Origin of the sequence: Kutzneria kofuensis, from assembly GCF_014203355.1 — a bacterium.
GTDB lineage: Bacteria > Actinomycetota > Actinomycetes > Mycobacteriales > Pseudonocardiaceae > Kutzneria > Kutzneria kofuensis.
Map to the genome: position 1 here is coordinate 108962 of NZ_JACHIR010000002.1, position 26194 is coordinate 135155.

Annotated in this window: 26 protein-coding genes; 7 read left to right on the forward strand and 19 right to left on the reverse strand. The window is 72.5% G+C overall.

Going from position 1 to position 26194, the window contains the following annotated elements:
• Window positions 1–88 precede the first annotated feature (88 nt).
• Together BJ998_RS39685 and BJ998_RS39690 are read left to right on the forward strand one after the other, a co-directional pair.
• A complete protein-coding gene (locus tag BJ998_RS39685; protein ID WP_184869292.1) occupies window positions 89–1324 on the forward strand; it encodes a cytochrome P450 in 1236 nt (411 codons plus the stop codon).
• A 20-nt stretch (window positions 1325–1344) separates the two neighbouring features.
• Window positions 1345–2181, forward strand: coding sequence for an NAD(P)H-binding protein (locus BJ998_RS39690; RefSeq protein ID WP_184869293.1), 837 nt, complete (start codon window positions 1345–1347; stop codon window positions 2179–2181).
• A 29-nt stretch (window positions 2182–2210) separates the two neighbouring features.
• Here the strand turns inward: BJ998_RS39690 and BJ998_RS39695 are convergent, their stop codons facing one another.
• Genes BJ998_RS39695 through BJ998_RS48135 form a run of 3 tightly spaced genes read right to left on the reverse strand, consistent with a single transcriptional unit; the run spans window position 2211 to window position 4536 of the window.
• A complete protein-coding gene (locus tag BJ998_RS39695) occupies window positions 2211–3050 on the reverse strand; it encodes an ABC transporter permease (protein WP_184869294.1) in 840 nt (279 codons plus the stop codon).
• On the reverse strand, window positions 3047–4069 hold the full coding sequence (locus BJ998_RS39700; protein ID WP_312890600.1) for an ABC transporter ATP-binding protein: 1023 nt from the start codon (window positions 4067–4069) through the stop codon (window positions 3047–3049). Before BJ998_RS39700 ends, BJ998_RS39695 begins: the two co-directional genes overlap by 4 nt.
• Window positions 4066–4536, reverse strand: a complete 471-nt coding sequence (locus tag BJ998_RS48135) for a MarR family winged helix-turn-helix transcriptional regulator (protein WP_184869295.1) — start codon at window positions 4534–4536, stop codon at window positions 4066–4068. The genes BJ998_RS39700 and BJ998_RS48135 overlap by 4 nt, the downstream gene beginning before the upstream one ends.
• Before the next feature lie 195 nt (window positions 4537–4731).
• Between BJ998_RS48135 and BJ998_RS39710 the strand changes: the two genes are divergently transcribed.
• Window positions 4732–5559 (forward strand): class I SAM-dependent methyltransferase, encoded by an 828-nt coding sequence (locus tag BJ998_RS39710; RefSeq protein WP_184869296.1) that lies wholly within the window; start codon window positions 4732–4734, stop codon window positions 5557–5559.
• 194 nt (window positions 5560–5753) lie between these two features.
• On the opposite strand, the gene BJ998_RS39715 is transcribed toward BJ998_RS39710, so the two are convergent.
• From BJ998_RS39715 to BJ998_RS39730, 4 genes are all read right to left on the reverse strand, one after another.
• Window positions 5754–6833, reverse strand: coding sequence for an acyl-CoA synthetase family protein (locus BJ998_RS39715; RefSeq protein WP_184869297.1), 1080 nt, complete (start codon window positions 6831–6833; stop codon window positions 5754–5756).
• Window positions 6833–7801, reverse strand: a complete 969-nt coding sequence (locus BJ998_RS39720; protein ID WP_184869298.1) for an ACP S-malonyltransferase — start codon at window positions 7799–7801, stop codon at window positions 6833–6835. The genes BJ998_RS39715 and BJ998_RS39720 overlap by 1 nt, the downstream gene beginning before the upstream one ends.
• 63 nt (window positions 7802–7864) lie before the next feature.
• On the reverse strand, window positions 7865–8758 hold the full coding sequence (locus BJ998_RS39725; protein ID WP_184869299.1) for a TIGR03619 family F420-dependent LLM class oxidoreductase: 894 nt from the start codon (window positions 8756–8758) through the stop codon (window positions 7865–7867).
• 30 nt (window positions 8759–8788) lie between these two features.
• On the reverse strand, window positions 8789–9202 hold the full coding sequence (locus tag BJ998_RS39730) for an ester cyclase (RefSeq protein ID WP_184869300.1): 414 nt from the start codon (window positions 9200–9202) through the stop codon (window positions 8789–8791).
• A gap of 343 nt (window positions 9203–9545) precedes the next feature.
• Here BJ998_RS39730 and BJ998_RS39735 point away from each other — a divergent pair, with 343 nt between their 5' ends.
• The 3 genes from BJ998_RS39735 (at window position 9546) to BJ998_RS49410 (ending at window position 12587) form a co-directional block, all read left to right on the forward strand.
• Entirely contained in the window at window positions 9546–10574 is a 1029-nt protein-coding gene (locus tag BJ998_RS39735; protein WP_184869301.1) for a methyltransferase, read from the forward strand.
• Between the two features lie 88 nt (window positions 10575–10662).
• Window positions 10663–11346 carry a class I SAM-dependent methyltransferase gene (locus BJ998_RS39740; RefSeq protein ID WP_184869302.1) on the forward strand — a complete coding sequence of 228 codons (684 nt, stop codon included), beginning with the start codon at window positions 10663–10665 and terminating at the stop codon, window positions 11344–11346.
• Window positions 11347–11351: 5 nt separating this feature from the next.
• Window positions 11352–12587 carry a cytochrome P450 gene (locus tag BJ998_RS49410; protein WP_312890601.1) on the forward strand — a complete coding sequence of 412 codons (1236 nt, stop codon included), beginning with the start codon at window positions 11352–11354 and terminating at the stop codon, window positions 12585–12587.
• Here BJ998_RS49410 and BJ998_RS39750 read toward each other — a convergent pair.
• The 12 genes from BJ998_RS39750 to BJ998_RS39805 form a co-directional block, all read right to left on the reverse strand.
• Window positions 12577–13398, reverse strand: a complete 822-nt coding sequence (locus tag BJ998_RS39750) for an NAD-dependent epimerase/dehydratase family protein (protein ID WP_184869303.1) — start codon at window positions 13396–13398, stop codon at window positions 12577–12579. The two genes, BJ998_RS49410 and BJ998_RS39750, sit on opposite strands and share 11 nt — an antisense overlap.
• Complete coding sequence (locus tag BJ998_RS39755; protein ID WP_312890602.1) at window positions 13389–14453, reverse strand: Gfo/Idh/MocA family protein; 1065 nt, start codon at window positions 14451–14453, stop codon at window positions 13389–13391. The genes BJ998_RS39750 and BJ998_RS39755 overlap by 10 nt, the downstream gene beginning before the upstream one ends.
• On the reverse strand, window positions 14450–15823 hold the full coding sequence (locus BJ998_RS39760; RefSeq protein WP_184869305.1) for an NDP-hexose 2,3-dehydratase family protein: 1374 nt from the start codon (window positions 15821–15823) through the stop codon (window positions 14450–14452). The genes BJ998_RS39755 and BJ998_RS39760 overlap by 4 nt, the downstream gene beginning before the upstream one ends.
• Before the next feature lie 49 nt (window positions 15824–15872).
• Window positions 15873–16331: an SRPBCC family protein gene (locus tag BJ998_RS39765; protein WP_184869306.1), complete on the reverse strand. Its 459-nt coding sequence runs from the start codon at window positions 16329–16331 to the stop codon at window positions 15873–15875.
• Window positions 16280–16726: a holo-ACP synthase gene (locus tag BJ998_RS39770; protein WP_184869307.1), complete on the reverse strand. Its 447-nt coding sequence runs from the start codon at window positions 16724–16726 to the stop codon at window positions 16280–16282. The genes BJ998_RS39765 and BJ998_RS39770 overlap by 52 nt, the downstream gene beginning before the upstream one ends.
• A gap of 62 nt (window positions 16727–16788) precedes the next feature.
• Entirely contained in the window at window positions 16789–17043 is a 255-nt protein-coding gene (locus tag BJ998_RS39775; RefSeq protein WP_184869308.1) for a phosphopantetheine-binding protein, read from the reverse strand.
• On the reverse strand, window positions 17040–18293 hold the full coding sequence (locus BJ998_RS39780; RefSeq protein WP_184869309.1) for a beta-ketoacyl-[acyl-carrier-protein] synthase family protein: 1254 nt from the start codon (window positions 18291–18293) through the stop codon (window positions 17040–17042). The genes BJ998_RS39775 and BJ998_RS39780 overlap by 4 nt, the downstream gene beginning before the upstream one ends.
• Window positions 18286–19284: an MBL fold metallo-hydrolase gene (locus tag BJ998_RS39785; RefSeq protein WP_184869310.1), complete on the reverse strand. Its 999-nt coding sequence runs from the start codon at window positions 19282–19284 to the stop codon at window positions 18286–18288. The genes BJ998_RS39780 and BJ998_RS39785 overlap by 8 nt, the downstream gene beginning before the upstream one ends.
• A complete protein-coding gene (locus BJ998_RS39790) occupies window positions 19281–19739 on the reverse strand; it encodes an SRPBCC family protein (RefSeq protein ID WP_184869311.1) in 459 nt (152 codons plus the stop codon). The genes BJ998_RS39785 and BJ998_RS39790 overlap by 4 nt, the downstream gene beginning before the upstream one ends.
• A complete protein-coding gene (locus BJ998_RS39795) occupies window positions 19709–21367 on the reverse strand; it encodes a (2,3-dihydroxybenzoyl)adenylate synthase (protein WP_184869312.1) in 1659 nt (552 codons plus the stop codon). Before BJ998_RS39795 ends, BJ998_RS39790 begins: the two co-directional genes overlap by 31 nt.
• Window positions 21360–23450 carry an alpha/beta fold hydrolase gene (locus BJ998_RS49415; protein WP_184869313.1) on the reverse strand — a complete coding sequence of 697 codons (2091 nt, stop codon included), beginning with the start codon at window positions 23448–23450 and terminating at the stop codon, window positions 21360–21362. The genes BJ998_RS39795 and BJ998_RS49415 overlap by 8 nt, the downstream gene beginning before the upstream one ends.
• Complete coding sequence (locus BJ998_RS39805) at window positions 23447–24811, reverse strand: salicylate synthase (RefSeq protein WP_184869314.1); 1365 nt, start codon at window positions 24809–24811, stop codon at window positions 23447–23449. Before BJ998_RS39805 ends, BJ998_RS49415 begins: the two co-directional genes overlap by 4 nt.
• Window positions 24812–24965: 154 nt before the next feature.
• Here BJ998_RS39805 and BJ998_RS49420 point away from each other — a divergent pair, with 154 nt between their 5' ends.
• Window positions 24966–26156, forward strand: coding sequence for a cytochrome P450 (locus tag BJ998_RS49420; RefSeq protein WP_184869315.1), 1191 nt, complete (start codon window positions 24966–24968; stop codon window positions 26154–26156).
• Window positions 26157–26194 lie beyond the last annotated feature (38 nt).

Consider the following 26194-nt stretch of genomic DNA (forward strand, 5'->3'; position numbering starts at 1 on the left):
CCGCATCGGTGGGGCGGCTCCGCCCCCGGCCCGCGTACGCGCGACAGGGCACCATCAAACCGAGACCGCTGGAGGAGGCTGTGCCGCGATGACTGACATCTCCGTGCCCGCAACGGAAACCGGGACGCGCCCGGGGCGGCTGCCGGTGACCCGGTCCTGCCCGTACGACCCGCCCGAGGAGCTGTTGGCCCGCCATGCCGTCGCGCCCGTCAGCCCGTTGGCATTCCCGGACGGCCGGGACGGATGGCTGGTCACCGGCTTCGACGAGGGCCGCGCGGCGCTGGCCGACCCGGCGATCGGCGTGTCCGGCGCGCATGCCGCGTCCCCGGTCGGACCCGACCGCCCCTACCGCGAGCCGCCGCCCGCACCGCCGGGCATGTTCATCCTCATGGATCCGCCCGAGCACACCCGCTACCGCCGCCTGCTCACCGGCTACTTCACCACCAGACGGGTACGCGCCCTGAAGCCGAGAATCACCGAGATCATCGCCGAGCGGCTCGACGCGATGGCCGCCCAGGGCGCGGCCGGCGACCCGGTGGATCTGGTGCGGGCGTTCGCGCTGCCCATTCCGTCACTGGTGATCTGCGAACTGCTGGGCGTGCCCTACGCCGACCTGGAGGAGTTCCAGTCCAAATCGGAGTCACTGCTGTCGCTGGACGGCGAGGAGAACGGCGCGGTCGAGCAAGCCCGCGACGACATCTGCGGCTACATCTACCAGCTTGTGCTGGCGAAGCGACGGGCGCCGGCCGACGACCTGATCAGCGCGCTGGTCGCGGCGGCACCGGACGACGCGCCGCTCAGCGACACCGAACTGGTCAGCATCGCCACCCTGTTGCTCATCGCCGGTCACGAGACCACGGCGAGCATGCTGTCGCTGGGCGCGCTGACCCTGCTGCGCCATCCCGAGCAGCGCTCGCGGCTGACCACCGACACGGCAGCGGTCGTGGAGGAGCTGCTGCGTCACCTGACCGTGTTCCACCTGGGCCTGAGCCGCGTCGTCAACCGCGACACCACGATCGGCGGCCAGGCCGTGCGCGCCGGGGACCCGGTGCTGGTCTCGCTGGCCGCGGCCGACCGTGACGCCGCCCGCTTCCCCGACCCGGCGGCCTTCCGCACCGACCGGGAGCCCACGGCGAACCTCGCGTTCGGCCACGGTGCGCACGCCTGCATCGGCGCCAACCTCGCGCGAGCCGAGATCGGACTGGCGCTGACCGCGCTGTTCGACCAGTTTCCCCGGCTGCGGCTGGCGGTGCCCGAGTCGGACCTGGTGTTCCGCGAGCAGTCCGTGGTGTACGGCGTGGCCGAGCTGCCGGTCACCTGGTGATCACCGAGCACGGAGGGCAGATGATCCTGGTAATAGGCGCGACCGGCAACACCGGCCGCCCGCTGGTGCGGCTGCTGCACGGCAACGGCGTGCCCGTGCGTGCGCTGACCCGCGACCCCGCCGCCGCTGGCCTGCCTGACGGCGTGGAGGTGGCACGTGGCGATCTGGACGACCCGGCGTCGCTGACCTCCGCGCTGGCCGGGGTGACCGACGTGTTCCTGGTGGCACGGGTGTCCGCACTGGTCCGGCACACCCGCGCGGTGCTCGCCGCGGCGGGACCCGGGACGCGGCGAATCGTGTTCCTGTCCTCGTTGAGCGTCACCGCCGATCTTGGCGACGCCATCGGCCGGTGGAACAGCGAGGCGGAAGCGCTGATCCGCGAATCCGGTATGGCGTGGACGTTCCTGCGAGCCGGGGCGTTCATGTCGAACGCGCTGGAGTGGGCGGACGGCATTCGCACGGAGGGTGTGGCGACGACGCTGTTCGGGAACGCGCCCTCGGTGCCGGTGCACCCGGAGGACATCGCGGAGGTCGCCGCGGTGGTGCTGGCCGGGCGGGAGCACGACGGGGTCGCGCTGCCGGTGACCGGGTCGGAGCGGATCAGCCCGGCTGAGCAGGTCGCCGTGCTCGGCGAGGTTCTGGGCCGAGATCTCGCGGTGCGCGAGATGCCGCCCGAGGCGGTCCGCCGGGCTTTCGCGTGGTTCGGCAGCGAGGAGGAGGTAGCCCGCACGATCGCGGTCCTCAGCAGCCCGGATGTGCCGTGGGCGTCGCCGGCGCCAACGGTGGCGGACCTGACCGGGCACGCGCCCCGCACATTCCGGGAGTGGGCCCGCGAGCACGCATCCGTCTTCACCTGATTCGGCCGCGACGCTGCCTCCCACGCCGGTCAGCTCATGGCACGGCGGCGGAAACCGCGGATGCCGATCGCGGTCAGCAGCACGCAGAACCCGACCAGCGCGGGGAGGCACACCAGCACGGACAGGTGCGGCACCTGGGGCACCACCGCCGCCCGGATGCCCTCGCTGGAGTAGGTCATCGGGTTGAGCGCCGTGACCACCTGGAACCACGGCAGCCGCGCCAGGGACGGCCACGGGTACTGGCTGCACCCCGTGAACAGCAGCGGCGCGAGGATCAGCGCGTACATGATGTTCACCTTGTTCGCCGGGAGAAACGTGCCGATGATCAGGCCGACCGCACCGCCCGCCCAGCCGCCGAGGAAGCCGACCAGCACCGCCAGCGGCAGGCCAGACCAGTGCAGCTCGACGCCGCCCACCACGAGCTCCCCGGCCGGGAACATCAGCACCATCGCGATCAGGCCGCGCACGGCCGCGACCGCCACCTTCTCCACGGCGATCAACGAAGTCCGCACCGGCGCCATCAGCCGGTCCTCGATCTCGCGGGTGTACCCGAACTCCACCACGAGCGGCAGCGACACCGCCTGCATGGCCGCGAGGAACACCGAGTACGACACCGTGCCCGGCACCAGCACGTCGTTGAGGCCGTCGCTGGTGAACCCGAGCGCGCCCAGCACCTTGGCGAAGATGAACAGCATCAACAACGGCTGCGCGGCGATCTGCACCACGAACGAGCCGAAGTCCTTGGTGAAGGTCACCTTGATGTCGCGGGCAAGCACCGCGAGCAGCACGCGCAGCGGCGAGGGCGGCGTGCGGCGGGCTCCCCGGGCCACGGCGCGCACGCCCGGCGTGGTCAGCGTGGGAGAGGTCATCGCAGTCCCCGTCCAGTCAGGTTGATGAACACGTCTTCGAGGGTGGTCTCGCTCGCGTGGACGTCGTCGAGGGCGGCGCCGCGCGCCGTGAGCACACCCATGACGCGCTGAAGGAGCCGGGCGGGGTCCTCGCCGGTGGCCAGGTGCAGTCGCACCCGGACCTTGTGGTCGCTCGCGTCGGCGGAATCGGCCGTGGTGTCGTCCACCTTCGCCACGCCGTCCACGGCCGCCAGAGCGGCCCCCAGGTCCGGCTTGGTGTCACCGGGCGCGGGCTCGGCCGACACGGCGAGCGTGCGGTGGTCGGCGTAACGGCGGATGAGGCCATCGGTGTCGTCCAGGGCGAGCAGCTTTCCGTGGTCCACCACGGCGATCCGGTCCGAGAGCTCAGCGGCCTCGTCCATGTCGTGCGTGGTCAGTACCACGGTGACGCCGCGCTCTCGCAGCGCCCGCACACGCTCCCAGACGAACAGCCGCGCCTGCGGGTCCAGGCCGGTCGACGGCTCGTCGAGGAACAGCACCTCGGGTTCGTGCATCAAGGCGCGCGCGATCATCAGCCGCTGCACCTGGCCACCGGAGAACACGTCCACGCGGTCGCGCGCGCGGTCGGCCAGGCCGAACTCCTCCAGCAGCTCCGCGGCACGGCGCCGGGAGTCGCGGCGGCTCCAGCCGTGGTAGGTCGCATGGCAGACCAGGTTGTCCATAGTAGACAGTGAACGATCCAGGTTGTTGCGCTGCGGCACCACGCCGATGCGGGCACGGGCGGTCACCGGGTCGTCCGCGACGTCGACGCCCGCCACCACGGCAGTGCCGGAGTCGGGCGTGACGCGGGTGGTGAGCACGCCGATGGTGGTCGACTTGCCCGCGCCGTTGGGGCCGAGGAAGCCGAACACCTCGCCCGGGCGGACCTCCAGGCTCAGGCCGTCGACGGCCGGAACGGGCCGCCGGGGGTACTTCTTGACCAGGTCGCGCACGCTCACGGCGGCCGGCGTCGCGTCAAGTCGGGTCGGGGTCGTGGTCACCGGGTGCCCTCACTCGTGGCGTCGGTCAGGATGGTGTCGATCAGGAACTCGCGGACCACCTCGGCCCGTTCGTCAACCGCGTTCTCCACGGCGGCGAACCGCTTCTCGATCTCCAGGCCGAGGTCCCGCACCAGCGCCGACCCGCGCGGGGTCAGCGCGAGCAGGACCTGCCGGCGGTCGGTCTCGGAACGCGTGCGGGTCACCAGGGCATCGCGGACCAGGGTGTCCACGATGCCGGTCATGGTCGAGGGGTGCAGCCAGCAGCGGTGGGCGACCTCGCGATGCACGGCCGGGCCGTCCTTGAGCATGAGCAGCGCGTTCGCGCCGGCGGCGGACACGCCGTGCTGCTGGGTGATGCGGTGCCACTGGCGGTTCACCACGTGCCCGGCAAGCGCGATGAGCTGCGGCAGGGAGGTGCGGCGCAGGTCCTCGGGATCGTGGCCGGGAGTGTCGTCATCGGAAGGCACCCCATAAGCATAGGGCCCCAATCATTGGGGACAGAACTATTTTTCGTGCCCATGCGATGAACTGCGGTAATGCCGCAACCACGTGCGGCTCACCCCGTTCGCGGTGCGGCTTCACGAGGTCCCCGCGCCGAGGGGCGCCCGGTAGCGTCGCCGCCGAAGAGCTGCTCAAGCCGGCCGACCGCCTCTGGAGGGTTGATGATCGCGCGCAAGGCACTGCCCGCCGAATTCCTGGACTTCAACCGGAAGTGGGGTGCGCCCGGCCGCAACATGGCCGTCGACGGCATGAACCCCCAGCAGCGCCTGGCGGACCCGGATCCGAAGCGCTTCGGCCCGTTCGGTTTCCAGTTCCCCAACGAGATCCGCACCTTCGAGTACCCGTTCGCCGCGAGCCACGTCCCGCCGGGCCCCCGCAGGGTCCTCGACGTCGGCGCCGGGCTCAGTGGCCTGCAGTTCGTGCTCGACATGCAGGGCGCCGACGTGACCGTGGTCGACCCGGCCGCGGCCATCTCCGACGACGAGGCACCGACCGAGGCCAACTTCTGGCTCGTGCTGCGGCACGCCGACCACGCGAAGCTGAACGAGTTGTTCGGCACCAGCGTGACCCTCGTCGGCGAGGGCGTGCAGCACTGGGACCACCCGGCGGAGAGCTTCGACACGGTGGTGTGCCTGTCTGTGCTGGAGCACGTCGACCCGGTGGAGGCGCGGGAGATGCTCGACGCGATCACCAGGCTGCTCAAGCCCGGCGGGCAGTTGCTGCTCACGGTGGACCTGTTCCTGGACCTGAAGCCGTTCGGGGTGCTGGAGCAGAACGTGTGGGGCCGCAGCCACGACGTGTACGGCCTGCTGCGGGGCCTGCCGCTGCGCCTGGACGAGGGTGAACGCGGCGAGCTGCTCGGCTTCCCGGAGTTCGACTTCGACCGCGTGGTGAAGCTGCTGCCGGAACTGCTGGTGAGCAAGCACTATCCCGTGATGAGCCAGTCGATGGTGCTGACGAAGGTCGAGCCGGAGGTCAGCTTCAGCTGACCGGTGTGCCGCACGGATTGGGGTCGGACAAGGCGTCCGGCCCCAACTGGTGTGCGCGCCGAGTCACCGGATCGTGCCGGCCGGAAATCCTGGGCCGCCCCCGTTGGTCGCGCAAGGGGCTTGCGGCGACCAACGGGGACCCCCTGTCGATCTTCCCGGGTTCACGCGGCGTCCGACTCAGGTGCGGCCGTGAGTCAGTAGATGCCCTCCGGAGCGGAGCGGACCACCTGGAGCGGGCGGACGTTGGCCACGCCGTCGCTGGGCCAGGCGCCGCGCGGGTCGTAGCGGACCGCCTGGTCGCGTTCCAGGACGTTGGGCAGGAAGAGGTCCTCGTGCAGGACCGTCAGGCGGACCTGGCCGACCTCGCCGTGTCCCACCTCGCGGCGCCAGTCCTGCTTGTCCACGACGGCCATCGTCACCTGGGGATAGTTGGGCACATACGGCAGGACGGCGCCGTCGTCCTCGGGGGGCAGGCTCGCCGCGTTGCCGAACGTGTTGCCGTAGCTGATGCCGCACGTGCCCCCGTCGAGGGCCTCCAGGAACGTGCGCAGCATCCGCCCGTTGATCTGAGTGCCGCTCAGCCGCGCCCCGCTCAGGCGGGCGACCAGGTCAGGAGCTCGCCGCACCAGGGCCTGGAACAGCGCCGGCGTCGTGTTCACGTAGTCGACCCGCTGGCTGAGCAGCACCGTGCACATCTGGTCCAGCAGGTGCTCGACATACTCGTTCGCCGCGTCCATCCGGCCCGCGCGCAGCATCCTCTTGACCCACCTCGGGTCCATGTCGATCCCGTACACCCGGCCCCGGTGGAATTCCGAGACCTCCCACCAGCCGTTGCCGATCAGGTGCGGGCCGGTGGGCGTGGCCTGCAGCCAGGTGCGCCCGGGCTGAAACCCTTCGGTGACGAAGGACCAGCGGCGCCATTCGGCGCGGTGCACCAGCATCGGCGGTGTGTAGAACACGCGGCACGGGTCACCGGTGGTGCCACCGGAGTCCCACACCCGGCCGACCAGGGGCCTCGCCACGGCCTTCGGGACCAGATCGGCCGGGTCCAGCGTGCGCAGGTCGTTCAGGGGGAACGGACCGAACTCGGCGAGCTGCTCGTAGCGCGTGACGTCCCTCGGGTCGAAGGACAGTTCCCCGGCCCGGCGCAGCCAGTACGGGCTGCCCAGCTCCGAGTCGAACGTGCGGGCCACCACGCGACGCGTCCACGCGTCGAGATCGGTGTCGAGCCATGCGGCGATCGCGGTCGAACCCGCGGTGGTCGGCGCGGCCATCAGCGGACCACCTCCGCCGGCGCGTCGGGCAGTTCGACACCCAGATCGTGGATGGTCGCGATGGCCTCGGCGAGGTGTTCAGGGGTTTCCACGTGTACCACCGGGAACGGGGAGGTCAGGTAGCGGTCGAACTGGGACGGGCCGAGCACGATGCCGAGCTCGGTGTCCAGTTCCTCCAGGCCGTGTCGCATGTGGACGACGCTGACCGGGTCGACCGAGTTGCGGTGGAACATCGCACGGATCGACTCGGCGTCGGTGAGCACAGCTGGTTCGAAGCACGAGCACACCGGCACGGCCGGATCGCGGAAGGCGATGGCGTCGACGACCGGAGCGAGGTGGTCGTGGACGTGCTGCTGCAGCGGCGTGTGGAAGGCGACGGCGTGCTGCGGCGAGCGCTGCACCCATTGCGGCGGCAGGGTGGCGGTCAGCTCGGCGAGGGCGTCGCGCAGCCCGCCGAGGATGATCACGCGTTCCCGGCCCGCGCCGACGGGACCGAGGTCGGCGGCCGGGTAGACGTGGCGATCGGCCATCCGCCAGAAGCGGCTGACGTCTTCCTCGATCGGGATGCTGAGCAGGGCCACGCCCTGCTCGGGGGCGCCCTCGGGCAGGGTGGGGGCCTCGCGGGCACGCATCAGCAGGGTGAACAGGTCGGCCCGGTCGAGCGCGCCGGCGAGGGTGGCGCCGATCAGGCCACCGAGGCTGAGCCCCGCGACGACGGCGGGGTGGATGCCGTGGTCGGCCAGCAGGTCGTGGGTGGCGATGACGACGGCGGCCTGGCGGATCGCGCCGACACCCTGGCGGAACTCGTCGTCGTCGGTATTCTCGTCGAGCACGCGCGCCACGGACAGGCCGGTCCACTCCGCCACGTCGCGGAAGGTGTCGCGGACGCGGGCGTACTGCTCGTACAGTTCCCGTCCGGATCCCGGTTGGTCGTTGAGGCCACCACCCAGGATGTACGCCAGGGCCACCGGGCCCACCGTCCTTTCGCCGCGGGCCGGTCCGGCCGGCCGGATCTGCGTGTCGGCCGGCCGTCAGGCCAGCTTGTCGATGAGGTGCCCGGCGAACTCGATCAGTTCGGCCGGGGTGCGGCAGACCTGCTGGAGGTCGGCCACGCACTCGTGGGCGCCGAGTTCGGCGGCCGCGAGAAGGTAGTCGGCGACCTCGCCGACGCTGCCGCCGACCGGGCTGTTCGCGTCGCCGGTGGGGCAGATCCGAACGACGAACCGCAGGGTGCCCGGGTCGCGGCCGGCGGCCTCGGCCTGCTCGCGCAGTCCGGTCCACAGGTGGCCGAGCAGCCAGGTGGGCAGGTCGGCCGGGAGCCAGCCGTCGGCGCGTTCGACGACCCGGCGCAAGGCGCGGCCGGCGAACGCGGACAGCAGGACCGGCGGGTGGCCGACCGGCCGCACGCCGGGGTGGGACTCCGGGACGGTCCAGTGGGCGCCGCGGTGGGCGACCGGGTCCCCGGTCCACAGGTGGTCCAGGACGTCGAGGGCCTCGTCGAGGCGGGAGCCGCGTTCGGCGAGGGAGACGCCGACGGCCTCGTACTCGTCGGCGGACCAGCCGGTGCCGAGGCCGACGACGAGACGGCCCGCGGAGATGCGGTCGACGGTGGCGAGGGTGCGGGCCAGCAGGGCCGGTGGGTACCACGGGGCCACCAGGACGTCCGTGCCCAGGCGAGGGGTGGAGGTGACGGCGGCGGCCGCCGCGAGCACGGCCAGCGGGTCGAGAAAGACCCGGTAGGCGGCGGGGATGTCGCTCTCACCGCCGAAGCGCGGATAGCGGTTGCGGGGGTGGGTGGCGACCAGGAGACGGTCGCTCGCCCACAGGCTCGCGGCGCCGAGGCGCTCGGCCTGCCGAGCGACCTCGGCGACGGAGGCGCCGTCGGCGAAGTCGCCGTACTGGGGCAGGGCCAGTCCGAATCGCATGGCGGGCTTCTCTCCAGCGCTCAGGTCGGGTCAGGACAGCTGCTGGAGCAGGGCCAGCCGATCGAACATGGCGCACCAGCTGGTGATGCGGCCGTCGGAGACGGTGATCTTGTCGAACGCGCGCCAGCGCAGGGACCGGTCGGTCGGCTCGATGGTGTCGCCGTTGGGGTGGCGCAGGGCGCCCTTGTGGGTGCCGTTGAAGAACAGCTCGACGACCAGAGACCGCCCGTCCCCGGCCTCCACCATCTCCACCACCTCTCGGTTGAGATCCGGGTACGACTGGCGGTGGCGGGTGAGCACGCCCTTGGCGTAGTCGCGGCCGACGCCCTCGGCGCTCGAGGTGCGGAAGGTGACGTCGTCAGCGAAAAGGTCGTCGAGGTCATCGAGGCGATCGGCTTCGACCGCATTCCACACCGCGTCCCACAACTTCACAGCGTCACTCATGAAATCATTCCTCCACACATTTGTCCCACGGCCGGCGGTGGTGGTGACGCGGTCTGCGGGCGCACCCGTCCTGGCGCCGGTGTCCTCGATACAACCGGGCGGACTAGCCTGGCGAAATCGGAGAAGCCCGCACCGTGCTGCGGTATGGCCGCAACGCCGCGGCGGGCGCCGCGCAGGTTCTCCCGGCGGTGTCGCGCTTGTCGCGGAATTCCTTGACACCGGCGGCCCCCGCTGCCGAGACTCGGTATCGGACCACACCGGGAATTTCGCCACCGGCACTCTTTCCCGTTGTCCGCATTTTCTTCACGTTGTCCCCTGACGATTTCGTTCGGAGGTATCCGAAGTGACCCGTGCCGATGTGGCGGTTTCCGGTTCCGAAGCACTGCCGATCATGGAACTGGCCATGGCGTTCTACGGCTCCCGTGCCCTGATGAGCGCGCTGGAACTGGACGTGTTCTCCGCGCTCGCCGACGGCCCGCTGCCGCGCGCCGAGCTGGCCGGGCGGGCGGGCATCCACCCGAGGGTGGCCGCGGACTTCCTGGACGCGCTGGTGGCGCTGAAGCTGCTGGAGCGCGACGACGCGGGCTACCACAACAGCGAGCTGGCCGACCGGTTCCTGGTTCGCGGCCGCGCGAGCTACGCGGGTGGATTCGCCGAGATGGGCAACGCTTCGCTGTTCCCGTTGTGGGGCAAGCTGACCGACCTGCTGCGCACCGGCGAGCCGCAGATCCCGCCGGGCGGGAACTTCTTCGAGGGCCTCTACCGCAGGCCGGAGGCCGCGCGGAAGTTCATGGACGCGATGGACGCGTTCAACGAGGAGATCGCGACCGTGCTGGGGTCGCTCGTGGACTGGTCGGACTTCGCCACCTTGGTGGACGTCGGCGGCGCGCGCGGTGACCTGGCGACGCGGCTGGTGCTGGCCCACCCGGGGCTGACTGCGACCACGTTCGACCTGCCGCCGGTGCGGGAGCTGTTCGACGAGCGGGTCGCCGAGGCCGGGGTGGCTGATCGGGTGCGGTTCGAGGGCGGCAACTTCGTCGAGGACGAGCTGCCTTCGGCGGACGTCTACGTGTTCGGGCACATCCTGCACGGCCGCGACCTCGACCAGCGGCGGAACCTGGTGGCGCGGGCTTTCGCCGGCCTGCGGCCGGGTGGCGTGCTGTTCGTCTACGACCGGATGATCGACGACGACCGGCGCGAGAAGACGCTGAGCCTGCTGGGCAGCGTCGGTATGGCGCTGGTGTCACCGGTCGGCAGCGAGTACACCTCGGCGGACTGCCGTTCGTGGTTGACCGACGCCGGGTTCGAGGTGGTGGCGACCAAGCCGCTGGCGGCCACGGACACCGTCGTCGCCGCGCGCAAACCGGCCTGACCGGTCTCTCCCCTGTTCCGTTCCCCCATCACTCACGCAACGCGGGCCGGGTACCGGTGACGGTGCCCGGCCTCGGGAGGTTGGAGACGTGTCCGTCGATGAAGAACCGGCCGCCGTGGACCGGGCGGTGCTGGCCGGACAGGAGGTCTACTCCGAGCGGGTGCTCAAGATCTACGACCCGCTCGTGCTGGGACTGACCAACCGGTTCGTGTGGCGCTGCCCGCGGTCGGCGATGCGGGCGCTGTACCAGGCCAACACCGGGGCCCGGCATCTGGAGCTCGGCGTGGGCACCGGGTATTTCCTGGCCCGCACCCGTTTCCCGGTGCCGTCCCCGGAGGTGGTGTTGTTGGACTTGAACTCCGACGCCCTGGACTTCGCGTCCGCGCGGCTGGCGCGGCTGCGGCCGAGGAGGGTGCACGCCAACGTGCTGGCTCCCCTGCCGGTGCCCGAGCGCGGGTTCGACTCGGTGGCGATGAACATGCTGCTGCACTGCCTGCCCGGGGACGGGATCGGCGACAAGGCCGTGGTGCTGGCGAACGCCGCGAAGGCGCTGGCGCCGGGCGGCCGGGTGTTCGGGTCGACGGTGCTGGCGGTCGGCGTGCCGCTGTCGTCCCCGGCCCGGTCGATGCTGCGCAACCACAACGAACGCGGCATCCTCAACAACGCCAAGGACTCGCTGGCCGACCTGGAGGCCGCGGTGCGCGAGCACTTCGCAGACCCGATCGTCCGGTTGCGCGGCAACATGGCCCTGTTCACGGGGACGGCGAGGTGAGCGCCGTGCCGACCACTGGATCCGACGCCACGGCACCGGCTGTGGACCAGCCGGGCGGAGCGCCCGCGTTCCCGTTCCCGCACCGAGGCACGCCCGAGCCCGAGCCGGAGTTCGCCGTGTTGCGGGGCACCGAACCGGTCGCCCGGGTGACCCTGCCGTTCGGCGGGGAAGGCTGGCTGGTCACCCGCTACGAGCATGTGAAGACGGTGCTGTCCGATCCGCGGTTCAGCCGGGCCGCGACCACCTGGCCGGGCGTGGCGCGGTTCGAGCCGGTGCCGCCCCCGCCGGTCGGGGTGTTCGTGTCCGACCCGCCTGAGCACTCGCGGCTGCGGTCGCTGATCGCGCAGGCGTTCACCAAGCGCCGCGCCGAGACGCTGCGACCGCGGGTGCGTGAGCTGGCCGAGGGTCTGGTGGACGACCTGATCCGCGACGGCGGGCCGGTGGACCTGGTGTCGCGGTTCGCGCTGCCGTTCTCGGTGACGGTGATCAGCGAGCTGCTGGGGATCCCGCCGGAGCAACGGCAGCGGTTCCAGGCCTGGTGCGACGCGCTACTGTCCACGACCGCGCTGACCGACGCAGAGGTGCACGCCGCGCGCCGGGAGTTGTCACTGTTCCTGCGCGAACAGGTGGCGGACCGCCGCGCCCGGCCGGCCGACGACCTGCTGGGCGCGCTGGTGCGGGCCCGCGACGACGCGGTCTCCCTGAGCGAGGACGAGCTCGTGATCTTCACCGGTGGCCTGCTCACCGCCGGCTACGAGACGACAGCGAGCCAGCTGGCGAACTTCGTGTACCTGCTGCTGCGTGACGGCGACGCCTGGAGCCGGCTGGTGGCCGAGCCGGCGCGGGTTCCGGTGGCCGTCGAGGAGCTGCTGCGCTACGTGCCGTCGCTGGTCATCGGCGGGTTCACCCGGGTCGCGGTGCAGGACGTGCCATTGGGCGACGTGATGGTGCGCGCCGCTGAGACGGTGGTGCCGGTACTCGGATCAGCCAACCACGACGAGGACGTGTTCGACCGACCGGATGTGCTGGACCTGGAGCGTTCCCCCAACCCGCACATCGCCTTCGGGCACGGCGCGCACCGCTGCGTGGGCGCGCAACTGGCCCGCGTGGAGCTGCAGGAGGCGCTGGCGGTGCTGGTGACGCGGTTGCCGGGCCTGCGCCTGGCGACTACGGCCGAGCAGGTGCCGTGGAAGCGAGGGATCATCATCCGCGGGGTCGCGGGGCTGCCCGTCACCTGGTGACCCGGGACGCCGGCGACGCGGGGGCCGGACTCCAAAGCCCCGCGTCGCCGGTCAGGCAACCTCGGGCGAGAGCGCGGACGTAGCGGTCCAGCAGGGCGGGCAGGTAGTGCGGGCCGAAGCCGAAGCGAGCCGCCGCCGGCAGCAGCCGCAGCAGCTTCGCGACCGATACCGCGTTCAGCGGCGGGTTCGGGTTGTCCACCACGTACCGGCTGGCGGTGGCGCCGAGGCGTTCCTCGACGCCGTCGACGATGCTGGTCACCGGTTCGGGTCGGCCCGACGCCACGTTCACCACCTCGTTCTCCACACCCGCGTCGAGCAGTCCGTCCAGCGCGGCCACCGCGTGCCGAACGTCCAGCACGTCGCGGGTGGCGCCGCGCTGCACGGTGAGCGCGCCCGAACACACCTGCCGGATCAGGCCGGGCAGCAACTGGTGTGCGCGTTGGCCGGTGCCCGCGAGATGGCTCAGGCGCAGCACCAGGTGCCGGGCGCCGGAGAGCTGGACGGCCCGCTCCAGGGCCAGCTTGTGCCTGCCGTAGGTGGCGGTGGGGAACACCGGACCGTCCTCGGTCGCCGGACAGTCCGAGGCGCCGTACAGCGCGCCGGACGCGGTGGAGAAGAACACCACGACCCGGCCCTGGTCGCGGCAGTGCCGCAGCACGTCGTAGACGAGGGCGGCCTCGCGGTCGAACTGGGCGGCGTCGGTGACCGACGTGCTGGAGACGCCCGCGGCGACAGCGGTGACGTGCGGGTGCCGGCCGCCGATGGTGCCGCGCAGGTGCCCGGCGAGGAAACCGCCGCCGATCACCTCCATGCGCTCAGCTCCGCCGGATCCGCGGCGCCTTGGCCCCCGGCCGGAACGAGGGCGCCGACCGCCCCAGCCGGGATGGTCACCGCGGCGGCGCGCACGGCGGCGGCCAGCTCGACCGTGGTGACCGCGGCCGCGCACCAGGCCCGCTCCGGACCGTGTCCGGCGCGGTGCCCGGCCCGCACGGCCGCGGCGAACGCGGCCACCGACAGACGGAACTGGTCGGCAGCGGGTAGGGTGTGCTCTTCGGCGTGATCCTGCTCCTCCACTCGCAGGACCGGCTGCCACCCCGGGGGCGGGGTGAACGCGCGGTCCAGCAGCAGACGGCCGGTGCTGCCCCACAGCTCGTAGCGAGAGCCGTAGGCGTGACGGAACCCGAACTCCACGGAGACGGGCACGCCGGTGGCCGACACGAGCAGGGCGGCGCCGCCGACGTCGACGCCGCGCGCGTCCTGGTGCAGCACGGCGCCGGTGACGCGCAGGTCGTCGCCGAGCAGGTGCTGCGCCAGGCGCAGCGGGTAGACGCCGACGTCGAGCAACGCGCCGCCGCCCAGCGTCGGGTCGTAGCGGATGTCAGCGTCCGGCAGTGGCGGGATGCCGAACGCGGCTCGCAGGGCCCGCGGCCCGCCGATCCGGCCGCCGATCATCAGGTCGCGCACCCGGGCGTGCTGCGGGTGGTGCAGGAACATGAAGTTCTCCCGCAGCACCAAGCCCGCGTCGTCGGCCACACTTACCAGGGCGCGGGCCGCCGCCGGGTCGGCGGCGAGGGGTTTCTCCACGAGCAGGTGTTTGCCCGCGGTCAGGGCGGCGACGCCCCACCGTTCGTGCAGGGCGGGTGGAAGGGGCAGATAGACGGCGTCCACGTCCGGCCGGGCGAGCAGCCCGGCGTAGTCGGTGGCGTCGGTGCCGAATTCGGCGGCGAACCGCTCCGCCTTGGCGCCGTCGCGGCTGGCCACGGCGACGACCTCGGTGTCCGGGCAGGCGCGCAGCGCGGGAAGGGTGCGCCGCCAGGCGATCGCGGAGCAGCCCAGAACGCCCACCCGCACCGCCGCGCCGGTCACGACAGGCCCCGTAGGGCGGAGACCAGGGTGCGGGCCTGCACGTTGACGTAGTGGCTGTGCTGCAGCAGGCCGGTCAGCTGCGGCAGCGTCATCCATCGGTAGTCCGGCCGGGTCGAGACGGGGATCTCGTCCCCTACGTCGATCACCACGTAGCGGCTGCGGGCGTGGAAGAAGCGCCCGCCCTCCTCGGACAGCTCCACGTCGAACAGCAGCCGGTCCGGGCTGGCGCCCAGCACGACGTCCAGGAACGGCGGTGCGCCGGCCGAGCCGAGGTGCTCGTAGTTCTCGGGGGTGCACTGGACCGTCGGGGCAAGCTCGACGACGTCGACGAAGCCGGGTTCGACGCGGGCCTGCACCAGGGCGTGCAGGACGCCGTCGAAGCGGCGCACCAGGAACGCGACGACGCCGATGCCGTGCGGTGCCAGCAGCGGCTGGCTCCAGGCGGCGACCTCGCGGCTGTTGCTGGACACGTCAACGCCGATGACGCTGAAGTAGCGCCCGGCCCGGTGGGAGATCGCACGCGGGGTGCGTGACCAATCCTCCACGTCGTCCAGCGGGATCCGCTCGATGGTGATCTCGTGCTCCGCCTGCTGCCGGGTGATCCAGGACAGGATCTCCGGCTGGGTGTGCAGGGCGCCGCGCGCGTCGTCGGCGGTGCCGAAGGGCATGCAGGACAGCACGGTGCGGGCGTCCATGTTGACCAGGTTGTCCACCCGCAGCAGGGCCTGAAGCTGGCCCAGGGTGAGCCAGCGGAAGTCGGGCCCCGCGTCGACGCGGTCCTCGAGCTCCACGACCATGTTGCGGTTGCGCTTGCGGTAGAACCAGGCGCCCTGCTCGGACTGGAGGACGTCGGCGAACACCCGGCGCGGGTCGGGCTCGCGGAAGTGCTCCAGGTAGGGCACCGCCGCGCCGCGGTGCACGCGCGTGTAGTTGCTGCGGGTGGCCTGCACCGTCGGCGAGAGCTGGACGCCGTTGACGTTGCCCGGTTCGGACTTGGCCTGCATCAGGCAGTGCAGCACGCCTCCGATTTCGCGCAGGGCTATGCCGAGGATGCCGATCTCGGGCTGGTTGATCATCGGCTGGGACCACGCGGTGACCGGGCCGAAGTCGCTGTGCACCCGCACGCCCTCGACGGAGAAGAATTTCCCCGTGTGGTGACGCAAGTCGCCGGTGCGCGGGTCGAACGACCAGCCGGCCAGCGCGTCGAGGTCGACGCGCCGGACGTCCTGGCGCTGCTGCGCCTGCCGCTCGGTGAACCATTCGTGGAACTCGGCATTGCTGGTCGCCACGCCGTCCACGGCCTGCTGCGACTCGGCGACGCGGGCGGGCAGGCCCGCGTCGAGGTGGCGCAGCAGTGTCACGCCGGACATCGACACCACGGCTCCCTTCGGTGGTTTGCTCGGTGTGGCGGCCAGATGCCTAGCGGCGCGCCTTGGCCTCGGACTCGATGAACTCGGCGGTGGTCCGCAGGGCCTTCTCGGTGCCCGCGGACAGCAGTTCGGCCATCTTGTCGTCGTCGACCGGCGAGGCTTCGGTGGTCTCGAAGTCCTGTACGCAGCGGATGGACGAGCCCCCGGGCGCGGGTGCGTACACCCACAGGGCGGTGGAGTAGAGGAAGAACGGGTTGCCGAAGCGGCGGGCATACGCGACGCGGCGGACCGGGTCGAGGATCCGTTCGACGTGGTAGTGCCACACCCGGCCGTCCGCGTCCGGCGGGGTGGCCACGCGCAGCACGCGGGAGTGGCGCGCCGGGTCCTCGGCGACGACGGCCTGCCCCTCCGGGGAGTGGCGGCGGTCCAGTTCGGTGGAGTTGGCCAGTTCCCAGGTCAGCTCGACGGGCGCCTCGATGAAGATCTGGTTGTCGACATGTCCTGCCACAGCGGTTCTCCCCTTCTCGTGTTCCACGCGATGACGCGGACCAGCACCAGTGCGCGGTCCGCGAGGTGCGACCAGCAGCCGGTCCAGCCGCGCACCCCGGCGCGCCAGGCGTGCGCGGCGGCGGCGCCGCTCAGTTCCAGGCGCAGGGCGCCGGCGGGGCCGGCGCGCACGGCGATGTCGGTCCACGCCATGCCCACCAGGCCACGGCCCAGTGCCTTGCCGCACGCCTCCTTGCCGGCCACGCTCACGCCCATCCGCACCGCCGGGTGCGGATGGCTGTCCACCTCGGCGAGCTCGCCGGAGGTGAACACCTTGCCGAGGACGTCAGCGGGGAACCTGGTTCGCCACCGGGACATCCGCCGCAGGTCGGCCAGGTCGACGCCGATGCCCCGCACCAGCGGCGGGGGCGCCGGGGGTCTCGGTGGGCCCGCGGCCGGCCCGCCCCCGAGCCGCATGGTCAGCTCAGGGCCCCGGCGGCCTTGCCGACGAGGGCGCACACATCGGCGACGCTGGGGTCGGCGTCCAGTTCGAGGTCGATGTCGACGCCGAGGGTGCGCTTGAGCTCCAGGGTGATCTCGACCAGCTCGGTGGAATCCAGCTCGAGGTCGCTGCGCAGCCGGGCGGCGGAGGTGATGTCGTCGGCGGCGATGCCGATGGCGGCGATGGCCCGGACGACCTCGTCGGTGATCTGGTCGCTGGTGGTGTCGGTCATGGCATGCTCCGTTCCGGTTCCTGGTGGTGGTGGTCGGTGTCGGCCCGGCCGAGCACGATGACCACGTTGGCGCCCTCGCGGGCGCGGCTCACGACGACGACGGTGTCGGTCTCCACCGGCCGGGTCCCGGTGACCAGGTCGACCGGGCAGTCCGGGTCGGCGTCGCCGCCGCCCGGGGTGGGCGGTATCGCCTTGTCGCGCAGCATCAGCACCGCGCACGCCACCTCGGTGGCGGCGCTCGCGCCGTACTGGTGTCCGTAGGCGGCCTTGGGGACGGTGACGGGCACGCCACGCGGCCCGAACACCCGCGCCAGCGCCCGCGCCTCCACGGCGTCCGCGACGACGCCGCCCGCGCCCTCGGCGAACACGACACCGACCTCCGCGGGTCGGCGACCGGCGCGGTCGAGGGCGGCGCGCAGCGCGGACTCCAGCCCGGCCGGGTCGGCCGGATCCGTGGTGCGCTGTTCGACGGCGAGAACCTCGCCGAGCACCTCGGCACCGCGCCGGGTGGCTCGCTCGGCGGTCTCCAGGACCAGCACGGTGGCGCCTTCGCCGAGGACGAGGCCGTCGCGGCCGGGCCGGAAGGGCCGGTAGGCGGTGGCCGGGTCGGCGGAGCGGGTCAGCTCGCCGGTGGTGACGTGGGCGGCGACTCCCAGGCGTGTGATGGGGGCTTCTGAGCCGCCGGCCAGGACGACGTCGTTGCGGCCCCAGGCGAGGCTGCGCAACGCGTGGTGCAGGGCGGTGGCGCCGCTGGCGCGGTCGCACGCGAAACTCTTGGAGAAGCCCCGCACGCCGTAGCGGATGCTGGTGAAGCCCTGCGCGGCCGTGGGGAACCAGGCGGTCGCCTGCCACGGGTTGATCATCGACGGGCCTTGTTCGTAGTACTCGCGGAAGCCGCGTTCGCACAGGTCCCAGCCGCCGCTGTTGTTGCCGAAGCTGATGCCGGTGCGGAACTCGTCCTCACCAGCCAGGTCGAGGCGCGCGTGCGCGAGCGCCTCGGCGGTGGCCGCGATCGCGTAGTGGGCGAACACGTCGCTCTTGACCGCGAGGCGGCGCGGGACGTGATCGAACCGGTCGAACTCGCGGACCTGCGCGGCCAGGTGGATCGGCAGGCCGCCGGCGTCGAATCGGTCGATCGGGGCGATCGCCGACGCGGCGGACAGGCAGTTCTTCCAGAAGGTCTCCCGGTCGTTGCCGAGGGGGTTCACCGTGCCGATACCGGTGATCAGGACACGGGGCCGGTCAGCCACCTCGCACCTCCTCCCGCGCGGGTGTCCCCGCGCCCTCACGAGCGGCCGGTCCGCCCGGGTGTGGCCCGGCGACGGGTTTGAGCGACAGGGGCGTGCCGGTGACCTCGGCGACGCCGACCACCAGGTTGATTCGAGTGCGTTCCGGTTCCGCCCACCCGGCGACCGGGCCGGCGTCGAGCCGGTCCGCGGCGTCGGCGAGCAGCGCGGCGGCCGCCGGGTCGGGCCTGCCCTCGAGCGTGCCGACGAGCCCACGAACCGCGTCCGGGTGGGCGGCGGCCAGGTCGGCCGCGGCGGCTCGCACGGCACGCAGGTAGTCGCGGCAGGCGTGCAGCGCGTCGGCCGTCGCCACCGGGCCGTGGCCGGGCACGACGACGGTCGGGTCCAGGGCGCTCAATTCGTCCAGCGCGGCGGCCCAGCCGGCCAAGTTGCCGTGTCGGGCCAGCGGGGTCACCCCGTGCGAGCACAGGTCGCCGGTGACCAGCACACGGCTGTCGGGCAGCCATACGGTCAGGTCGGCGGGGCTGTGCGCGCCGAGGAACGCGCGAATGCGCGCGCCATCGGGCAGGGCCGCGTGGTCCAGGTCGGTGGTGGTCGGGCCGGTGAGCGTGAAGCCTTCGGCGTCGACGCCGAAGTGGGCCAGCATCCCGGGCAGGAAACGGGGTTCGGCGGCCATCAGCGCGACGATCCGCCCGGTGGTGGGGTGGGCGAGGATCTCCGTGTCCGGGAACGCGGGGTTGCCGCCGAGGTGGTCGAGGTGGTTGTGGGTGTTGACCACGAGCCGGGTGGTGGCGCCGCGACGGGCCACCTCGGCGGTGATCGAGGCGGCCATGCCGGTGGTGAGCATCGTGTCGATCACGACGGCGTCACGGCCGTCGAGCAGGATCGTGGAGTTGGCCCGGCCGAGCCGCCCGGCGCCGTTGAGGACGGCGACGACGTCGTCAGCGACCTCGACGGGCACGCGGGTGTCCTGCGCCACGGTCGTCCCGGTCACGCCAGTGCCGCCTCGGTCTCGATGAACTCCTTGTGCCGCAGCAACTGCGCCAGGGAGTTGCGGCCGATGCGGTCAGCCACCTGCTCGGTGGTGAACGGCGCCTCGGGCAGCACCTCGAAGTCCTGCACCCACCGCACCCGGGTGCCGCCGGGGATCTCGGCGAAGTGCTGGAAGATGTGCATGTAGAGGAACGGGCCGGTCTCCACCCGGCGGGAGTTGACCGTGTGCCGCTCCGGGTCGGTGATCCGTTCGGAAACCCAGCTGCGCTGCCTGCCCTGCTCGTCGGGGACCATCGTCAGCCGGAAGACCTTCCGCTCGCCGTCCACCTCGATCAGTTCGGCGGCGGCGTACTCGTCGACGAACAGCTCTGGCCAACGCTCCACGTCGTTCGCGATGCGCCACACGAGGTCCAGCGGAGCTGCGATCACGATGTCGTTGTCGAGGTGCCCGGACACAGTGCCTCCTGGGGTTCGGGATGTGATCGGTCGGTGCGGGCGGAGGCGCCGCCCGGCGGGGTGGCGAGCGCGGTGAGGGCGGCGCGATCGAGCTTGCCGACCGGGGTCAGCGGGAGTGCCTCCAGCACGCGCAGCAGGTCGGGCAGCTTGTACCCGGCCAAGCCCTGGTGGCGCAGGTACCGACGGACATCGGCCAGGTCGGGTGCCGCGTCGCCGGCCGGCACGACGAACACGCCCACGGTCTCGCCCAGGAACTCGTGCGGCACCGGCGCGACCGCGCAGGCGGCGACGCCGGGGCAGCCCACGAGCAACCCCTCGACCTCGTTCACCGAGACCTTCTCGCCGCCCCGGTTCACGAACTCGCGACGGCGGCCCTCGACGACCAGGTTGCCGCCCTCGTCCCGGCGGACCAGGTCGCCGCTGCGGTAGAAACCGTTCGAGGTGAACGAAGCGGCGTTCGCCTCGGGCGCGCGGTGGTAAGCGCCGATCGTGTACGGCCCGCGGACGAGCAGCTCGCCGATCTGGCCGTCCGGCACGGGTTGGCCGTCCTCGCCGACGATGAGCACCTCGTCACCGGGCGAGCCAGGGCGACCCTGGGTGCCGGTGACCACGTCCTCGGGGTCGTCGAGGCGGGTGAAGTTGAGCAGGCCCTCGGCCATGCCGAACACCTGCTGCAGCCGGCCGCCGATGGACTTGACCACGCGCAGCGCGTCCGCGCGGTGCAGCTTGGCGCCGCCGACCTGGAGCAGCGCCAGGCCGGACAGATCGGCGCCCGAGTCGCACAGCGCGACGGCCATGCCGGGCACGGTGGCGGTGGCGGTGACCCGGTGCCGGGCGATCGCGTCCAGCAGCGCGGGCACTCCGGTCGCGCTGGGGAAGACCGCGGTGCCGCCCGCCGCCAGCACGCCCAGCACGCCTGGGCAGCCCAGCGCGAAATTGTGCGTCACCGGCAGCGCCGCCAGGTAGCGGGTGTTCTCGTCCACCCCCGCCAGTTCAGCGCTCATCCGCAGGTTGTAGCCGTAGTCGCGGTGCGTGCGGGGGATCAGCTTGGGCAGCCCGGTAGTGCCACCGGAGAGCAGGAAGAACGCCACGTCGGCCGGGTCGGCGCGATGGGAGGGCGGGGGCCCGTCGGCCGCGAGCACGTCGGCGAGGGCAACCGCGCCGGAGCGGGCGGGGTGGGCGACGACGGTGACGCCGGGAAGATCGGGCAGCTCGTCTCGGCCCGGGGAGACGACCAGGGCGCGGGCCTGCGCCGTGGTGACCACGTGCCGCAGCTCCCGCGTCCCGAGAGCGGGCACGGCGAGCACGGGCAGCGCCCCGGAGCGCACCAGGCCCAGCACGGTCACCAGCAGATCGGGCCCGTTGGGCAGGCGCACGACGACCCGGTCGCCGGGGCCGACGCCCAGCTCGCGGAAGCCTGCCGCCGCCGCGGCGACGCGGGCCGCCAGCTCGCCCCGGGTCAGTCGCTGGTCCCCGGCCAGGATGGCGACCCGGTCCGGGTCGGCGCCCGATGGCCGCAGGACCAGTTCGTCGACCAGCTCGTCCCGCCACCAGCCGCGCGCCGTGTACTCGGCGACGAGGTCGGCGGGGGGCGCGACCGCGACCGGCGCCGGATCGCGTTCAGGCACGGCTGGTCACCGCCGGAGGCCGGATCGCGAGCAACGGCGCCAGGAGGCCGGCCAGCCGGGCCGGGTCGTCCAGGTGCAGGTAGTGATCGGCGTCCGCCAAAACATGGGCGGTGCCGTGCGGCAGGGCCGCTGCCAGGGCGCGCCCCTTGCGCGGGGACACCACGCGGTCGGCGGCCGGCACCAGCACATCGACCGGGACCCGCACCGCCGCTTCGGTCTGCTTCGGGTCCGTGCCGACGACCCCCCACAGGTCGGTGTCACGGGCGGGCAGACGCACGGCGCGGAACCCGGCCAGCAGCGCCTCGCGCGCGGACTCGGTACCGGTGCGCAGGCAGGAGCCCAGGAAATCCTCGTCGAGTTCGCCGGTGAGCACCTGCTCCACCATCCTGGGGTGCAGGCGCAGCGGCAGCCCGGCGCCGAGCGTGACCACAGAGGACACCCGCACGGCGTGCGCGGCCAGGTCCAGGGCGAGGACACCGCCGAAGGAGTGGCCCACCACGACCGTGTCGGCCATGCCGTGTGCGTCCAGCGCGTCGAGCAGGAACGCGCGGGTGCCGTCGGGACCACCGCCGTCGGCCGGCAGGGTGTTGGCGCCGTGCCCGGGCAGGTCCACGGCCAGCACGTGGGCGCGCACGTCCAGCTCGCGCAGCAGCGGCACCCAGTGCTCGGCGGTGCCAGCGAAACCGTGCAGCAGCAGCACATCCGGACCGTCACCGGGGCTGCCCCAGGACACGGTGGTGGCCCCGCTGCCGGGCAGCGTGCCCCGGACCAGGTCACGGTCCCCGACGTCGCCCGGGTGCCACCAGCTTTCCCGTGCCGGGCCGACCCGCGACAGCACGGCGCACGAATGGATGCCGCCGAAGCCGCTGGCGCTGACCAGGGCGGTGCGAACGTCGTGCGCGCGAGCCGTGGTGGGTACGTAGTCCAGGTCGCATCTCGGGTCCGGCGTGGTGAGATTCGCCGTCGGCGGGACCACGGCGTGGCGCAGCGCGCCGATCGCGGCGATCGTGCCGACCAGGCTGGCCGAGGACAGCGAGTGACCGATCATGGACTTGGTCGAGCTGATCGGCGTGCGGCGGGCGTGCTCCTCGCCGAGGACCTGCTTGAGAGCCTGGGTCTCGAACACGTCGTTCTGCGGAGTGGAGCTGCCGTGCGCGTTGACGTAGTCGATCCGTTCCGGCGGCACCCCCGCGTCGGCGAGCGAGCGGGTGATCACAGCGGCCATCGCCCGGCCGTCCGGGGCGAGGTCGCTCATGTGGAAGGCGTTGTTGGCGCTGGCGAACCCGTTGACCTCGGCGTAGATCCGGGCGCCCCGGGCGCGGGCGTGCTCGTACTCCTCCAGCACGACGGCGGCGGCCCCCTCGCCCAGGACGAACCCGCCCCGGGTCGCGTCGAACGGGCGCGAGGCGGTCTCCGGCGGACCGTCGACGACGGCCAGCGACCCGATGACGTCGAGGGTGGCGTAGGCGAGCCCGGACAGCGGCGCCTCCCCCGCCGCGGCCACGGCCAGGTCCAGGTCGCCGTAGCGGATCTGGTCGAAGGCGAGGCCCAGGGAGTCGATGCCCGCGGTGCAGCCGGTCGTCAGCGTGGTGCACGAGCCGCGCAGGCCGAATCGGCGGGACGTCCAGGCCGCGGTGTAGTTGAGGAACACGGAGTCGTAGAACGGCAGGTCCTCCGGGAACGGGCGCAGCGCGGTGGCGCCCCGGTCGCTGTAGACCTCATACGCCTTCTGGAACTCCGGTGTCCCGCCGATCGCGGAGGAGAAAACCACCCCGGCGCGGTCGCCGTCGAAATCCGAACGGTCGAGCGCGGCGTCCCGTGCGGCCAGCGCGGTCGCGGTGACCGACAGCTGCACGAACCGGCTCAGCCCGGCCAGTTCGGCGGCGGTCTCCGCGTCGTGGTGGTCGGCCAGGTCGAAGTCCTCGATGGGGCAGTGCGACCGGCTCCTGAGGCCCAGCTCGGCCATCAGCGGTTCGGGGCGCAGCCGCGACCGTCCGGACACGCTCCCCCGCCAGAACTGCTCGACCCCGATGCCGTTCGGGGCGACCACGCCGATCCCGGCGACCACGACGCGGCGCTTCACGACGTCACCTCGGCGGCCAGGCCCGCCAGTGCGCCGTCCGGCGCCGGCGTCGCGAGCGGAACGAGGAACCGGGACACCGAGCGGAGTTTCTCGCACGTCTCCTCGTACTCCCGGTCCGGTGTGGACGCTGCGACGATCCCGGCGCCCGCGCGCAGCCAGGTGCGGCCGCCGGCCTGGAACACGGTCCGCAACACCAGAGTCGCGTCCAGCGTGCCTCGGCTGTCGGCCACCAGCACCGCGCCCGCGTACAGGCCGCGTGGCCCCGACTCCAGGCGGCGGATCGTTTCGTAGGCGGCGGCCTTCGGGATGCCCGACACGGTCACCGCGGGGAACACCGACTGCAGCGCGTCCCACGCGTCACGGTTCGCGGCCAAGTCGCCGCGCACGGCCGACCCGAGGTGCTGCACGCTGCCGCGCTCCTGCACGCCGAGGAACCCTTCGACCCGCACCGAGCCCGGCGTGCACACGTCGCGCAGGTCGTCGATGGCGGCCTTGACGGACACGGCGTGTTCGAAGATCTCCTTGGGATCGGTCTCCAACTCCGCGCGCAGCCGCCGGTTCAGCGCCTCGTCCTCCTGCAGCGCGCGCGTTCCGGCCAGCGGCTGGGTGACCACGGTGACGCCGTCGGACTCGCAGACGATCTCCGGGCTGAACCCGGCCGCGCGCACCCCGCCCAGGTCCAGCAGGAACGACCGCACCGGCGTGTTGCCGCGCCGGCCCCGCGCATAGGTGCGGGGCAGGTCGACGGGACCGCGCACGGGCACCACGCGGGACACGATGGCCTTCTGCAGCGCGCCGGAACGGATCTCGGCGACCGCGGCGGCCACCGCCGCTCGGTAGTGGTCGCGGCCGTGCGATATGTCGACGCCGACCACGGCGGTATCGTCCATTGTGGACTGTACTGGAGTGGCCAGCACATCGACGACCTCGGCGATCGTGCCCGGGTCGATCCCGCGCACCACGGCGCGGCCACCGTCCAGGATCACCTCGCAGCGCGGCACGACGACATGCGCGAGGGGTTCGTCGCCGACGCTCTGGCCCAGCGGTGGGTAGGCGGCCTCGAAGGCCACCCATCCGTAGGCGCGCCAATCCGCGACCGGCAGGCTCCGCAGGGCGTCGACGACCTGCCCCAGGGTCCCGTCGCACGGCCTGGTCGTGGTCGAGCCGTCCAGGGTCAGCCGCAGCCCGGCACGTTCGGAGCGCACCTCGGCGAGCACGTCGCCGGCCACGGAGAACCGCCCGTCGCGCTCGACGACGACGTAGCTGTCGAACACGCCGGACGACACCAGATTGGTGACGACGTCGAGCGGATCACCTGCGAACGGCGTGACACGCTCCGCGTAACGGTAGGAAGTGGGCACGGAACCGAGCGTGCCCCGCGGTTCCAGGCGGCGGAACCGAACGAACCCGTACCGCGCCGCTGGTAAGACTGGCAACCCGGCTACGGTCCAACCCGCAACCGGGTTGCGGTCTACTGCGGCGGCGCCGCCCGGGGGGTGGCGCTATCCATGGGGGGTGGAGTCCATCACCGCACCAGAGCTGTCCCTGCACCGGCCCAACCCCGTCGACCCGCCGCCGGAGTGCCCGGCGCACCGCGCGGGCGGGATCAGCCGCGTGCTGCTTCCCACCGGACAGGAGGCCTGGCTGGTGTCGCGCTACGAGGACATCCGAACCCTCGCCGTCGACCCCCGGATCAGCTCACACCTCAACGGCCTGGGCACGGTCAGCCACGAGCCGGTGCCGCGCAGGCACCCGGGCGCACCCGAGCACATCACCAACCTGGACGGGGCGGCGCACCGCCGGTTCCGGCTGCCGATCGCGCGGCACTTCACGGCGCGCAGGCTGACCCAGCTCACCGAGTACGTCAGGGAGACCGCCGACGCCTGCTTCGCCGAGATGGAGCGGCAGGGGCCGGGCGTCGACCTGGTGCGGACGCTCGCGATGCGGGTCCCCTCGGACACGATCTGCCGTCTGTTCGGCCTGCCCGTGGCCGACCAGGACACCTTCCACGAGCTGGCCACGCTGGCCTTGGGCGGGTTCGCCCGCAGCGAGGAGGAGCAGCGTGAAGCGGGCCCTCGGATGTTCGGCTACCTGGCCGGCATCGTCGCGGACAAGCACGAGCACCCCGACGACGGCCTGTTCTCCGACCTGGTGCACGGCGGGCACGGCTTCACCGACGAAGAGGTGCTGGTGCTGTCCGGCACGCTGCTGGTCGCCGGGTTCGACACCACGGCGAACATGCTCGCGCTGGGCACCTACGCCCTGCTCGACCAGCGAGACCAGTGGGACGCGCTGGCCGCCGCGCCGGACCGGGCCGAGGCGGTCGGCGAGGAGCTGATGCGGTACCTGACCGTCATGCAGCGCGGCATTCTGCGGCGAGCCGCCACCGACTTCGAATACGCGGGCACCCGCTTCGCCGAAGACGACCTGGTGCTGCTGTTCCTGCCCGCCGGCAACCGGGACCCGGACCTGGTCGCGGAACCGGACGTGCTGGACGTGACCCGGGACCCGGTGCGCCACCTCGGTTTCGGCTACGGGCCGCACCAGTGCATCGGCCAGCAGCTGGCCCGTCTGGAGATGGGCGTGGTGTGGTCGGGGCTCGCGCGCCGCTTCCCCGGGCTGCGCCTGGCCGTGCCCGCGGAGGAGATCCGGTTCCGGTCGGACACCGTGGTGTTCGGGGTGGAGGAACTGCCCGTCACCTGGTGATCGCGCCGTAGTGGAGCGACCACACCGATCTCGTCGCC